Raw genomic sequence first — 14,474 nt, 5'->3', positions numbered from 1 at the left:
GCGGCTCGAAGGCATCCTTCGGGGCGCCCCAATTTCATTTCGCGTCCCTGCAGTTGTTTCATTTAACCGGCAGCACCCGCTGCAGGATGAAGTTCAAACGTTCGAGCGCCTAATTGATCGACCTCATTCTGATGCGCAATGACAAAAAAGTGCGTATCCGGGAGTTCACTCTGAAGCACCCGCAAAAGTGCCTCTGCTGAGCGTGAGTCGAGCTGACCAGTCGGTTCGTCGAGAAAAACCATTTTGGGCCGGCACAAAAGCACCCGCGCTGCGGACACTCTTTGTGTTTCGCCGCCGGAAAGCCGTTTGCCCCAATCCATGGGCTTGTCGAGTTCGTTCTCGAGCTGAGGGAGACCAACCAGCCTTAATACGCGCTTGAGCTCAGCGCCGTTCTTCACCTTAGGGTTCGGGTAACTCAGAACGGATCTCAGCGTGCCTTTAGGCAGGTAGGGTTTCTGGGGAACAAAAAAGGCGCCGCGCGAGAGCGTGATTTTCCCGGTACGCCAAGGCCACAGGCCGGCGATGCTTCGCAAAAGCGTCGTTTTGCCGGTGCCGCTCGGCCCGCTGATCCGCACCCAGCCGGGGCGGCGGAATTCGCCTTGAATGCCGGCGGCGAGGACGCCCGCATTCGGTCTCATGAGCGTGACATTTTCAAGCTTCAGCACGGCGTCATCAACACGTTCGCTTTCGGGCGCCTCCGGCAATTTATCCATAGCGCTTTGGAACCCGGACAGACGATCCACAACAGCGGCCAGCAGAATCAGATTGCGGTAGGAGTTGATGAACCAATCGAATCCGTCGACCACATTTGAAAATGCCGTCTGAGCCTGCATCATGCCGCCGAGCGTGATGCTTTTCTGCAGGTAGAGCGGCAGGGTTGCAGCGATGGGAATGAACCACGTCAGCCGCATTTGCAGCGCCGTAAAAGTTTCGACCTTCACTTCCCGCTTAATCAGCGCGCGCCAATTCTTTCGAATATGCCGGAACGCGTCCCGCAGCCTCATGCGGTCCGTCTCTTCTCCGTTCATAAAGGCGATCTCGGCAGCATTTTCTCGAATGAGCAGCAATGCAGAACGGTAGTCCGCTTCCGTATGCTGACGCGTCACATTAAGCGCCCGCAAGGGATTGCCGACCCAGTGCATCAGCAAAGTAGAGACGACGGAAAAACCGAGAGCGCACCAGACGAGATAACCGGAAATTTCTATTTCCACTCCGCCGATGACGGCTTTCTGTACGCCTGAGGCAGCCCACAGCAGTCCGATAAACGAAATGAGACGCGCCATGGTCTGACAGAAACTTTTGACGAGATTGAGCGTCAGTTCCGAGAGCAGCCACAAGTCCTCGGCAATTCGCTGATCGGGATTGTCCGGTTCTCCAGAGAGCTGCAGACGATACTGACGATGTTCAGAAAGCCAGCGGCGTTCGAACGCAACGGTCATGTGCTCACGCCAGGCAAACTTGAGCCGCTTGAGAATCCAGTTGCCAATGACAATGAGCGCCGTCATTGCCGCGAGGTAAAGGAGATATTCAAGGAGCAGCTGAGGGATTTCCTTGGCGCCGAAATTGGACAAGGCATCGAAAAAGGCCTTCTGCCATCGCGCCACCAGGACGACGACCTGAACAAATAAGAGCGAGCATGCAATCGCAGATCCCAAAGCCAGCCAGGCTTTCCAGCTTTGACGCGTGAGCCAGAACGGAGCGGCGAGTCGGTAAAAGTTGCGCAGCAGATTCATAAACGAAGGGCGGGTGACGGTTGCTGGGAACACGCTGAGCCCGCAATCCTTATTGGATAACGGGCTCTGGTCCCCTAGGCGGGAGGGTTCATCAGTATTCGGCCGAGATGCGCAGCAGGAAATTGCGCGGATCACCGTAATAGCTGTTCATGCTGAGGGCGCGGTTGTTCACGTTGAGAAAATACCGACGGTCAAAGATATTGTTGACGATGAAGCTTGCTTTGATCTTGTCGGTGATTTTGTAGTGGACCGAAGCGTCGTAAACAACAAAGCCGCCCTGCTCCAGCGTGTAGGGGTATTTGTTAATCGTGTTTTTGGTTCGGCTTTGAACCTGCGCGCCGGCCCCGACCGTCCAGCGGTAGGCCGGTCCGGGGAGCTCAAAGGTCGTATAAGCCCTCAGAATGTGTTTGGCTGTATAGGGACTGTAGGTGTCGCCTTCTTTAGAAGGATCATGTTCGTATGATGAAGTGTTGAAGGTGTATCCGGCAAAAACATTCCAGCCGGGCAGAATTTCCCCGCTGGCTTCAAGCTCTACGCCGCGGCTCACGACTTCGCCGAGCGCAATGGCAATGTCGCTCTTCGGATCGGGGTAATACGCGCGGTTTTTCTGCGACAAATGAAAGATCGCAATCGAGGTGTTGAGCTTGCGGTCAAACCACTCGGACTTCAGCCCGAGTTCATAGTTTTCGCCGACCAAAGGATCGAGAAAGTTTCCGGAAGCATCACGATCCGACTGAGGCTTGAAGATTTCGGTGTAGCTGAAATACAGACTCGAGGATTTGGCGAAATCCCATGTGACGCCGCCGTACGGCGTCAGGTGGGTTGTGGTTTGTTCGGAAGTTGTTGTACCGTCGGGATCCGGCTTGCCATTCCAAATCTGCCAGTATGTGTGCCCGCGCGACTTGAATTTGGCATAACGGGCGCCGGCAATAATGTGCCACTCGTCCGTCAGGTTGTAGCGGGTGCCGAGCAGCAGACCCAGATCGGTTCGATCCGCGTCGTAGCTTGTACGATTCTTGAGAATTGAATCGTTGCCCCAATCGGGTTCCGCAATTTCGCTGCCGGTGAAATCCGTGATGTCAAAAGGAGTGTCGTCCCAAACTCGCCGCCAGGTTGAATCACTGTGTTCTCGATTCAGGTTGGCAGTAAGAAACACATCATGTTTGCGCCCGAAAAGCGGATAGACGCCGTTCACATTGAGGACCCCGGCTGCCTGCCATCCGGAATTGTCATAATTTTGATGATTATTCATTTGGCCCAACGGATGCTCGGGATCACAGCCTGCAGCGGGACCGACAAGCGCCCCGAGAACGGTGTCAGAGTCGTAGCGCAGATAATTTGCTTTGGCGACAATGCGCCACTCGTCATTGAAGTAGTGCTCCAATTCGGCGAAAAGATTGGTTTTGTTGTAGTGGCTCTTTGTCCAGTCCAGCCCCAGATACGTTTCCTTCGGAAGGTTGAGTGAATTCCCGTTAACGTCGAGCGGAAGTCCGAAAAAATCGGGGGTTTCGGATTTCTTCTGATAAATGGCGCCGAAGGTCACCAAGGTGTTTTCATCAATGTCGGCTTCAAGAATGCCGTACACCGTGCCGGACTGCTCGCCCACATCATCTTTGAAGGAGCCTTTTTTGCTGAGGATGCCGACAAAGCGGCCGCGAAGCGTCTGAGCCTCATTGAGACTTCCGGAGATGTCGCCCACGGTACGATAGGTATCCCAGCTCCCGACTTCGGCGCTCGCCGAAGCCTGAAAATCTGCTGTCGGACGTTTGCGGACTGCATTGATAGTGCCGCCGGGTTCTCCGTTTGACTGCGTCAGTCCCGTCGGTCCGCGGACCACTTCAATGTGGTCATAAATCGCCAGATCGGTGAGCGATTGGGCGTCGCGGTATGGGTTCCCGCTGGCGCCGCCGCTCACTGTGGACGAAACGCCGTCTTCCTGAATCTGGTCGACATAAAAACCGCGCGAGAGAAAGCGAGTCGTACCGGAATTCTGAATAACGGTGATGCCGGTGGTTTTGCGCATGGCTTCACTCATGTCCGTAATCCCCTCATCCTCGATTCGGGTCATCGTGACGTTGGAAACCGACTGCGGTGTTTCCCGAGGCGACAGCGCCAGCCCGGTAGTCGTACTCATGGCAGATGACTTATAGGTCGAATTGCGTTCGGTTCGGGTACTGATGTCAGTGGCAGTGATCGTGACGGCGCCGAGGTCGACCGGATCTTCCTCAGCCCATGCGGGAAAAGAAACACAGGCAGCTGCAACTGCTGCGGCGAGAGCAGATTTTGAGAGTGTCTGATAACGGACAGGCATGATGTTGTAGTTTGCTGATAGTTCGAGGGATTTCATTCGGGACTGCGAATGCATACAATCCCGAATACAAACGTAACTGAATGTTATTATCACAAATACGAATCATTCCCAGCCGCATTTATTAATATTTGTTACATTGTGTAATCCCCTCTTGCAGTCCATCCATTATTAGTAGAAACCGATTTGCGGCTTCTTGCGGCCCTCCTCCTTCATCTCAACTTCGCCCTCGAGCCGAGTCACGAAATCGGCCGTGTTCTTTAATGGATTAAACCGCCCGCCGCGGCGAACCGCGGCAAAATCGCCCGGGGTCAGTCCGTCGAGCCGCTCGAGCCGGGCAAGATCCGCGGCACTGATTTCACCAAGAGCAAGCTTTCCCGCGCAGCATTTCGCAAATTCAACCGTCTGCTTCGTCGTCATGGGACGAAATTCGGCCTTCAGATCAAAGCGGCGCAGCGAAGCACGGTCGATCTCTTTGAAGAGATTCGTCGTGGCGCAGAAGATGCCGGGGAAACTTTCCATTTGGGTGAGGAGCTCATTGACCTGAGACACTTCCCAGGAAGCCCGAGCGTTCGCTCGGTCCTGAAGGAACGAGTCGGCTTCGTCAATGAGGAGCACCGCCCCCTGCTGGCGAGCACTGTGAAACGCGGCGGCAATGAGCTTTTCCGTCATGCCGACATAGGGCGACAAGAGGTCGCTCGCGCGTTTAATCACGAGCGGCATATCCAGACGGGCTGCCAGCCACCGGACATACTCGGACTTGCCTGTCCCGGGCGCCCCGTAGAGGCAAAGCCGCCCCGAACGGGTGCGTTTAAGTCCCTCTGCGATGGCGTCAAGATCAGCGTCGGTATTGACAAACGCAGTGCTGTACATGTCTGACACATTGTTTAAGGCTGCGGGGAGCTCCTTGCCGAACTGCGCCATGAGGGTAGCGTTAATGAGTTTTTCAGCTGTTTCATCCGCATCCACCTCGCCCGACAAAGTCTTCACTACGCCGGCCGTTCTGGCGGCAACGCCGGGTGACAGTTCTTCGCAGGCCGCGCAGCGGTCAATGAAGTGTTCTGACACGGCGCCGTCAAACGCCTTGCGGCAGATGCGCCGGCGCACGCTTTCGGGCGGAATCGGAATTTCGAGCACCACATCGAATCGGCGCATCAGAGCGGGATCCATGGACTCGGTGGAATTGCACGCCCAAATCGTAGGCACCGGTGCAGTCTCGAGCGTCTTATTGAGCTCAGCTTTATTGGTGCGGGCGGTCGTTGCCATGCCGAAGACGGAAATGAGTCCTGCATTGCAAACGTCATCAGCCTCATCGAGCAGAAGCATCGTATGAGACGTGTTGGCAAAGAGTCGTTCCCCGCAGTGCCACCGCGTCAGGCGATTGTTTTTGTCGCTGCGATAACCGTTGTCCGGCCCGCTTTTGGGACTCACTTCAAAGAGCGCCGACCCCGTTTCTTTGGCCAGCAGGCGAGCGAGCTCCGTTTTGCCCGTTCCCGGGGGACCGTAAAGGAGCACGTTGACGCCCTGCCGATGCTCTGCCAAAGCTTTTTTAAGGTAGGGCAGCAGGTAGGATTCAATTTCCGGCTGATGGCTGAAGTCCTTGAGCGTCAAGATGGACTGCGGCGCCGCGGTGACGGCATGCGCAAACATCTCCTCGAGCGTCTGCGGAATCGTAAAGATGGTGTCGAGCAAATCCCCGTCATCGAGAAAGCTAATCTGATCTTCAAAATCCGGGGTCCTGCTGTTAATGCCGCTGATCAGTCCGGTATTCCACAATGTTTTCGATTTTGAAAAAACAGTTTTGCTGACTTTGCGGCCGAATGCGGCCGAAAGCACTTCAACCACCAAGTCAAGTCCGCGGCGCTCATAGTCATAGGCATTGCAAATAGAGCGCAGTCCGGCAAAATGTTTGACGACCGCCAGAAAGGCCAGCGTTTCAAGCTCATCACGGGTCAGATCAAAAGCTTCGGCAATGAGACGGATGTTCCGGCCGAAAGTGGAAGGCAGCCCGGCAACCATGTCCTCCGCAGACGCCTCCGCTGTTGAGATATCGCCATTGCCGAAGACCAATTTTCGGCAGAATTCGAGCGCCCGCGGTGCCGTGCGTTTAAAGCCCAGCTGCTTCAAGCGCTGCGGGATATCTTTTCCGAGCGAACCAAAATCTTCATCCTCCCAGACGCATGTCACCGCTTCCCCGGCGACTTCAAAATCGGCAAAGCGCTTATCGAGATCCTTTTCAGCAGCGACGATGGCCCGGGCCGTGAGCGGACGCAGCTTGAGTTTGTCGTCGCCGTCATCGTCGTCGTCATCGTCATCTACGCTGAAAGCTTCACTTTCGATGGTTCGGGCCTTGGTGAGTTCCGCCAGCCATTGGAGTTCGATATTGAGAAGCCCCTCGATACGCGTGCCGTGAATCGTCCGCATTCCATCGGCATCTAACCGCATCCATGCTTTGGTGCAGGCCATGAGGCGCACAACCCAACGCTCAATGGTGACCGAATCAGCCAATTTGACATTGCCGTCGGTAACGTACTCAAAGCGCTTGTCATTGCTGCCCAGATAAATAGTGGTACACGTTCTTCTGCGTTTGCGCATTGCTTTTTTCCTTCCGGATGTCGGGTGAGACGACTGCTCAGAGCGTCTCTCCTCACTCCGTGTTTTGATTTATTTCCTTCTGACAAGATCATTATCTGCACGCCTGCGTCGATCTTAGACGCATAAAGACAATCAAAGCATGAAGGCCAATGCGCCCGACTCAAAGCGCTGAGCGGCCCCAAGAGGAAGCGCCTGGTTTAAAATTGCACTCTTTGCTTCAGATTCAGCAGCCGGGCAGTGCGTTGAAACGCCGATTGCGCCTGAGCAAAAATGTAAATACAAAACCAAGGCATAGGACGACGCGCATGGCGACCTTCACGAGCGGCATCAGTTGGGAAACGGATGAGTGGTTCCGCACGTTTTCGGAATCCTTTCCCCAATACACCCAGCCGGGCATCTGGATAGCAGCTGAGGAGCGCCTTGCCTCGCTTCGGGGAGCTAAGCTCGAATGGGATGCCACTACCCGAACAGTGCGCCTGAAGCTTAAAAATTCACGCGGACAGCCTTATACGCTTGCCATGCATTTCTATCCGGGTGCCGTGCATGCTGCCGCCCCGATCGTTGAAGCTGCAGCCAAGATTCCGGGCCTTCTGGAATGCCTTCGGGCGGGCGACCTGCCTGCGCCGCTCCTTGAAGCCATTAATGCTTCTGGGCTCGACATTTTCATGCGCCGTCCCGGCTCGATTCAATTTGATCCCGGCATGATGTCGAGCGAATGCGCGCTCCTCATTGCCGCTTTCATGCATGATTTGGAGCTCGATCCGGGGCGCTGGTTCAAATTTATCGGCATCGACTTTCAAAAGAGCGCCGATGAAGCGCTTTCAGCCGAGGGCGTTAACCATGCTGCTCCTCAGTCTCCAGATGGTCCCGCTGCGGAAACGCTCTCCGAAGCCCAAACGAACGCGGCGTCGGCCGCCCATGCTCAAGAGCCGCTTTTTGCTGCGGGCGAAGCGCTCACAGGCACCTTCCCCTTCGCCGATCTTGAGGACGATGCGCTTCGGCTGAGCGCAGACATTGCGCCAGCCGATATTCCGGACTTAGGCGCAGAGGCCAATCTCACGCGTCTGCGGCTTTGGCAGGTTCCGGGCGTACCGATGCTCTCGCCCACGATTGTTTCCGCACTGCCGTCCTCTGGGCTCTCTGCTGTTCAGGCTAAGCGTTCCTGGTGCGCTTTCGGCGACATTGAGGCGCGAACCTTCATGCAGAACCTCCTCTCGGCAGCATCGCTCACCGCGGACGAAGCCCTGAAGATGCTCGCCCGCCGCGAGGCTCGACAGGAGCGGCTCGGTACCGCTTCTCCCAACAGCAAATGGACTCGGTTTCTGCTCACCACCATTGAGAAGGAGCCGTCCGCGGAACTCCCCTCCTTGAAGCTCCTCTCAGGGCACCACCCCTGGGACCGCATAGTGTTTGCCCTGCAGACGGAAGACCAGTCGGTCCATTGGGCTGAGGAAAGCGGCGACATGATCATGGCGCTTCTGATCCCGACCCGCCGGGATCTGGCGGGGGCGGATGCCTCGTTTGTCGTCTGGCGCGCACTCGCTGAAGCGGCTGCGCAGATTTTGGCGGCCCGCGCTGTGCTGCCGCTCCCTGCCCCGGCGCATTACGAATCCGACGCTGCGGATCAGTCCGCCGACGGCATGTGTGTCTATTGGCATCCCGCACTGAATGCGCCGGGCGTAAAGAACCTCCTCGCGCAGGTGAGTGCTTTAATCGGACCGCTCCTCCCCCTGCAGCCGCTCGCACCGCAGTGCCGAGCCTTTGCCGGCCTCAGCGATCACCCCGACGCGCCCTATGCGGGCGTTTATCTTGCGCTCACGCTCCTCATTACTTCGCTCATGCGGCATACGTCCAAGCGAAACCGGGAGATAGCGCGTCACCTCGTCGGGCGCCGCGTGCGCAGTACGCTTACCGGCGAGGGTTTTGCTCCCAATGCCGCATCGCTGCCGGACCTGAAAAACGTTTTGGCGGGCTTTTTCGCACTCCCCATCGCCGGCGCGGCGCTTCCGGCCAAGCTCCTCTTGACGGGCGTACTCGAAAACGGCGCACTGAAGCTCACGCTCAGTCTTCCCCCGCGGCAAGGTCCGCGCAAGGGTGAACCGCTCACGCTCGCTGACTGGGATGGCACTGAAGGGAGTGCGGCTGGCGCAGGCCCCAACAGCATTGTTCGTGAGGCCCTGAAGCTTCTGGCGGCGGATTACCCGCTTTTTGCTGAATTCGGTCCGAACTTCGATCAGCCGAGCCGGATTGAGCGCAGCCGCTGGGAATACTTTCTCTTTACCGAGCTCCCGGAGCTTTCTGCCTGCGGTGTCGACGCGGTGCTGCCTGAGAGCATGCGGCGGATCGAAAAACCCGAAATCGTCCTCACGGCGGCGGCGCCCGGCAATGCCAGAATGCAAAAGCGCTTGGCCACTCAGGGCATGCTCAATGCCGCAGCGCTTGCAGACTTCCGCTGGGAAATCGCGGTGGGCGACGAACGCATGACGCTCGCTGAGCTTCGCGCACGCATCAATCAAGAGGGAGAACTCCTCACCTCCGGGAGCGCGCTCTTTCACCTCACTAAGGAAGATCTGGACCGCTTGGTGGCCGAATGGGCGGAAGCTCAGAAGAAGGAACTTTCCAACTGGGACAAGCTCCGCGCCCTGCTTTCAGGGTCCTCCAACGGCCGACGGGTAGAAGCCGCCGAGGCGCTCCTTGAGCGCATTCGCGAATCGGCTGCCGTCAAGGAACTGCCGCCCCCAGTGGAACTCAATGCGGTTCTTCGCCCCTATCAGATCCGCGGCTTCTCGTGGCTCGTTCAGAATGCCATGCTTGGGCTCGGATCCCTTTTGGCTGACGACATGGGTCTAGGCAAAACAGTGCAGGTCATTGCCTGCGTTGCAGAACTTAAAGCCCGTGGAGAACTTGACCGCGGCAAAGTTCTGATCGCCGCGCCCGCGTCTCTCCTCGTCAACTGGGAGCGCGAGATTGAGCGCTTTGCGCCCGGCCTCACTGCGCAGATCTATCACGGCAAGGACCGCACGATCTTTGCGCTCGACCATAGCCGCCCGGACGTCATCATCACGTCTTACGGCATTTTGAAGCGCGAACTCCCGCAGCTCTCGCAGATGCAGTTCCGTCTCTTGGTGCTCGACGAAGCCCAGGCGGTAAAGAACGCCAAAACCGGCCAGGCGAAGGCCGCACAGGAATTTCCTGCTGATTCCGTCATCGCGCTCACGGGCACGCCGGTTGAAAACCGGCTCGCAGAGTACTGGTCCATCTTTTCTATTGTGGAGCCCGGTCTCTTGGGGTCGCCCGCGCAGTTCCGACGTGATTTTGTCATGCCGATTGAAGAACATCGCGACCGAGCAGCGATTGACCGGTTCCGCCGCATTACGTCGCCCTTTCTCCTCCGCCGCGTGAAGACGGACCCGGGCATTCTCGATGAACTCCCTGAAAAGAATGTGGTCGACTACTTCACGACGCTCACGCCCAAGCAGGTGGCGCTCTATGAAGAATGCCTCAAGGCCAATCTGGAGTCGCTCGAAACCCTTGACCGCGAATCCCGCGAGCAGGAAGCCGCGGGCGACAGGCTCCATGCGGCGCAGGCGCGGCTCTCACGCCGCGGACAGATTCTGCGCATGATTCTTAACCTTAAGCAGATCTCCAATTCGCCCTCGCAGTTCCAAAAAGAATTTGTCGATAAACCCGACTCCGGCAAAGCTGAAGCGCTCCTCGAGCTCCTTCGCCGCTGCCGCCAGTCTGGGCGCAAGGCGCTCGTCTTTACGCAGTTCCGCGAAATGGGCGAACGACTGGTTCGATGGATTGAAGATGCCACGGGCCGCAAGCCCGAATTTCTCCATGGCGGCGTGCCCGCGGCCAAGCGCATGGAAATGGTAGATGCCTTCCAGAACAACCCGGAGTCGGAAGTCTTCATTTTGTCGCTCAAAGCGGGCGGCACGGGTCTGAACCTCACAGCCGCCTCCGCCGTCATTCACTATGACCTTTGGTGGAATCCGGCTGTAGAAGATCAGGCCTCGGACCGAGCATGGCGAATCGGTCAGCGACGGGATGTGGTGGTCTATCGCTTCATCACAGCCGGCACCTTTGAAGAAAAGGTGAACGAAATGCTTAAGAAAAAGCGTGAGTTGGCCGACCTTGCCGTCGGTGTCGGCGAATCCTGGATCGGTGACCTGACAGACGACGAAATTAAGTCTATCTTTTCGCTTTCTTCGTCCGGCATTTAACGCTCGAACCTGAAGGACCCCGAGAGCCATGGACAAGAGCATCGCGCTATATCTCTTCGTTTCTTTCGTTGCCTGCATCACGCCGGGATCCGGCGTGCTCTACACGATTGCAAGCGGATTCCGCGGCGGCATGAAGTGCGTTTTGGCGTCTCCGCTCGGCACGTGTTTGGGGTGTTCATTAATGTCAGCGCTTTCCGCTACGGGACTAGGCGCCCTGATAGCCAATTCCCCGGCGGCTTACAGCGTGCTTCAGGTGGTCTCCGCATTGGTATTGGTGTGGTTCGGCCTTCAGAGCTGGCGCTCGGGCGCGCTTGACCTTTCCGCTGCCGGTGATTCAGCCGCGCGTGAGGGACTGCGCTCCGGCCAGGAGCGCTTCACATTCCGGAAGATTTTTTGGGGAGCCGTGGTTCTGCAGGCCTCCAACATCATGCTGATTGTGTTCCTGCTCTCACTGATGCCGCCCTTTATCCGCACGGATCAGCCGTACCTCCCGCAGGCGGTCATGCTTTCGGCGCTTTTTGTGCTCGTCTGCTTCGTCGTGCATTTGGGCTACAGCTGGATCGCCGCTGCCGGCGCCAAGCGGCTCGCCGGCCCAAAGTTCTCTTTCTGGCTCAACCGCATCAGCGCCGTTCTTTTCTGGCTGCTTGCCGTGAGTGTTATTTGGAACGCCTTTTTCAAGAGCTGAAAATTCGCGTTGGCATCGTGCGGTCTGCCGCAGATCCATGCCTTGGAGCATTAGTGTCCGCCTCACTGACGGCGCGATTGGGCTGGTTATCTCCCGCATCCGTTTATGGTGTTCGCTCAATCAGAAAAGTACTGACTTCCTGAAACGCCGGCAGAGAGCGACATCGGAATACGAAAATTCCTGCGTTTTGATCACCAAAATAACTAGGCTGAAATATCTATTTTCGCCTTTTTTTGCATTTACATAAAAGAAACAAGATCTAATGTCATTGACTTTAAACGGCGGACTCTTTTAGGCTTTGTAAACCATCTGTTCGCCCCCCAAGCGGCAGCAGGCACATCGAAGTCCGATCTTTAAGAGGATCCTTTCCCATTGCTTTGATGTCTGCTCTGCCGTCCAAAAGACCCCATAAAAATGCTGCTTTCTTTGCGGCTCAGCCGGAGTATTTAATGAAGCGAAACCGAGTCGGCATTGCCCTTTCCGCTGTAGGCATTCATGCGTCCATCGGCAGCGTCTATGCCTGGAGCGTACTGACGAAGCCTGTGATGGCAGAGATGGGCATCTCGCTCTCGAGCACGACCTGGGCGTTTTCCATCGCCATTTTGTTTCTCGGGCTGTCTGCGGCGTTCCTCGGCAAGTTCGTTGAACGCATCGGCCCTCGTGCTTCGGGCCTCCTTTCCATGCTCTTTTTCTGTTCCGGTCTGACCGGCACGGCGCTCGCCGTTTCGATGAAGAGCGTCGCGCTCCTCTATTTCTTTTACGGTACTATCGGCGGCATTGGGCTCGGCATCGGCTATATCACGCCGGTTTCAACTTTAGTCAAATGGTTCCCCGCTCGCCGCGGATTTGCAACCGGCCTGGCCATTATGGGGTTCGGCTTTGCTTCGCTCATCGGCGGGCCGCTGATGCAAAAGCTCACGGCCCTCTATGGCCTATCAGCGAACTTTCTCATCATGGGAGGGGCTTACGCAGTTGTCATGACGCTCTCCTCGCTTTATTTGATGCCTCCGAAAGCCGGTGAAACGGTTGATCTCACGAAGCTTTCCGACGATGCATCAGACAAACTCAAAAAAGCCGCTGCCGCCCAAACCGGCAGACAGTACACGCGCCGTGAAGCCGTCCAGACCTGGGAATTTTGGTCGCTTTGGTGGCTTTTCTTCACCAACATCACCTGCGGTATCGGACTCCTCGCCGTGGCATCTCCGATGGCCCAGGAAGCCGTCGGCATGAATGCTGCCGGAGCTGCCGCCCTTGTGGGCGCCATCGGCATCGTCAATGGTCTTGGCCGACTCGCCTGGTCCACGCTTTCCGATTGGATGGGACGTGCCGCGACCTATGTGTTTTTCTTTGTGATTGAAACGGCAGCCTTCTTTGCGCTCGCCCAAACCCCGTCGGAAGCCGTTTTTTATATCCTCGTTCTCACGATCATCAGCTGCTACGGCGGCGGGTTTTCCTGCATGCCGGCCTTCCTGTCGGATTTGTTCGGTGTTCGCCAGCTCTCCTCCATTCACGGCATCATGCTGACGGCTTGGGCTTTGGCCGGCATTGCCGGGCCGATGCTCTTATCCGTCATTAAGGAAACGACCGGGAGCTACCACCAAACGATGCTGGTTTTTGCCGGTTTGATGGCGGCAGCCCTTCTTCTGTCCGTCATCTTGAAAGTGAAGAGCTCCAAACACTGAGGAACGGGCTATTGGCCAAACGCGCTCTTTTTATTCGAAGGGGCGTTTTGATGCAGAAATAATCTTGAGCAGAAATGCATTCTGCACTCAAAATGAAGCCGTCAATCCCAGCTTGATTCAAATAGTGATGAGCTGAATAGACGGCTCCAGCGGTACCGCAGATGTTTGCCTCGTCAGGCATGGACGGGAATGATTTCAGCCATCGGTAGACTATCCGATATCGGCTCAGATCGGCCGTCCGCATGGGGCGTAAGAAGAGTACTTCAGAGGCTCACCGAAAGGCTGAGAAAAGCCGGCTCGTCGTCTTTGGGGCCGTCTATGACTGCTTGATGCATCAATGCGCTTTTGAAGAGGCCGTTCGGGCGCTTAAAAGCGCCGGCATTCTTACGGCTTTCCGCCCAACCGCAAATCGTTTTGTCCGCGCAATGGCCCGCTTCGCCCGAAGCTGCGGCTTATTGTTTAATGCCGCCGTCCTCCTGCACTCTGGAACTAAACACCGATCCTTGCAGACCTTTTTTGGCGACATAGGCTTCTACCCACCGCTTCACGCTTGTCTGTGATGCCCCGGTCATTTCAGACACTTCTTTGAGGGTATGGCCGGTCAGCCGCAAACGGACAGCCTTCTCTTTGATGTAGCGGTTATAGCGAAAGAGCGACGGCGAAATTTCCGTTTTGAAAGTGCCCTTTTTCCAAGCGTTTGACCAGTCTTTCACCGTATTGGCCGGAATATTGAGCATCCTTGCAGCCCGCACGTAACCGAATCCGGCTTCAAAGAGCTTAACGGCGCTTCCGCGAAGCTGGGCTGGGTTGCAGTACTTCGGACGCAGCCGGTTGCGCACGGACGTTTCGGGCGGAGATGAAGGAGCTGAGAACGGCATTTGAACCTCGCAATCCGAATTCAAGATAAAAAAAGCCCGTCCCCCGCACAGGCGGCAGACGGGCGCGAGATATGAGGCGGGATCGAACTGCCATACAGTCCGTCTCGCTTCAGTTCATTGGTTGTTCACCCGCCTCCGCCGACCCTTGGAGTACGGCCGACGGAGGCTTGGAGCTCACGACTGAGGAATAAGTTCCTCAATTCGATGCGCGTTTTTAGAACGAGTAACGGAGGTTGGCGTTGAAGGCATTGTTCATGCGATCGTCGCCGCCGGCCGTCAGACCGTAGTTGAGACCAAACGTCCAGGCGCCGTTCTGAGCGGAGACGCCCAGCGTGGCCTGAATCGGATTGGTATCCACAACGCGGGG

Annotated in this window: 7 protein-coding genes; 3 read left to right on the top strand and 4 right to left on the bottom strand. The window is 56.7% G+C overall.

What is annotated here, in order from left to right:
- Positions 1-62: 62 nt before the first annotated feature.
- The 3 genes from DES29_RS05150 to DES29_RS05140 form a co-directional block, all read right to left on the bottom strand.
- The gene (locus DES29_RS05150; protein WP_236578944.1) at positions 63-1,766 is read right to left on the bottom strand and encodes an ABC transporter ATP-binding protein/permease; all 1,704 of its coding nucleotides are present in this window, start codon (positions 1,764-1,766) and stop codon (positions 63-65) included.
- A 58-nt stretch (positions 1,767-1,824) separates the two neighbouring features.
- Positions 1,825-4,080 carry a TonB-dependent siderophore receptor gene (locus tag DES29_RS05145; protein WP_113854542.1) on the bottom strand — a complete coding sequence of 752 codons (2,256 nt, stop codon included), beginning with the start codon at positions 4,078-4,080 and terminating at the stop codon, positions 1,825-1,827.
- A gap of 132 nt (positions 4,081-4,212) precedes the next feature.
- Positions 4,213-6,636 carry an AAA family ATPase gene (locus DES29_RS05140; RefSeq protein ID WP_046446790.1) on the bottom strand — a complete coding sequence of 808 codons (2,424 nt, stop codon included), beginning with the start codon at positions 6,634-6,636 and terminating at the stop codon, positions 4,213-4,215.
- Positions 6,637-6,941: 305 nt separating this feature from the next.
- On the opposite strand from DES29_RS05140, the gene DES29_RS05135 reads away from it, so the two are divergent.
- The 3 genes from DES29_RS05135 to DES29_RS05125 all read left to right on the top strand — a co-directional run bounded on the left by DES29_RS05135 (position 6,942) and on the right by DES29_RS05125 (position 13,229).
- Entirely contained in the window at positions 6,942-10,862 is a 3,921-nt protein-coding gene (locus tag DES29_RS05135) for a DEAD/DEAH box helicase (protein ID WP_113854541.1), read from the top strand.
- A gap of 28 nt (positions 10,863-10,890) precedes the next feature.
- Positions 10,891-11,547 (top strand): LysE family translocator, encoded by a 657-nt coding sequence (locus DES29_RS05130; protein ID WP_021995277.1) that lies wholly within the window; start codon positions 10,891-10,893, stop codon positions 11,545-11,547.
- A gap of 449 nt (positions 11,548-11,996) precedes the next feature.
- Positions 11,997-13,229, top strand: a complete 1,233-nt coding sequence (locus DES29_RS05125; RefSeq protein ID WP_021995278.1) for an L-lactate MFS transporter — start codon at positions 11,997-11,999, stop codon at positions 13,227-13,229.
- A 452-nt stretch (positions 13,230-13,681) separates the two neighbouring features.
- Here the strand turns inward: DES29_RS05125 and DES29_RS05120 are convergent, their stop codons facing one another.
- On the bottom strand, positions 13,682-14,107 hold the full coding sequence (locus DES29_RS05120; protein WP_021995279.1) for a helix-turn-helix domain-containing protein: 426 nt from the start codon (positions 14,105-14,107) through the stop codon (positions 13,682-13,684).
- Positions 14,108-14,474: the final 367 nt, after the last annotated feature.

Origin of the sequence: Sutterella wadsworthensis, assembly GCF_003315195.1 — a bacterium.
GTDB lineage: Bacteria > Pseudomonadota > Gammaproteobacteria > Burkholderiales > Burkholderiaceae_F > Sutterella > Sutterella wadsworthensis.
The sequence above is the reverse complement of the archived record's forward strand: the minus strand, read 5'-3'. Positions and strand labels throughout refer to the sequence as shown.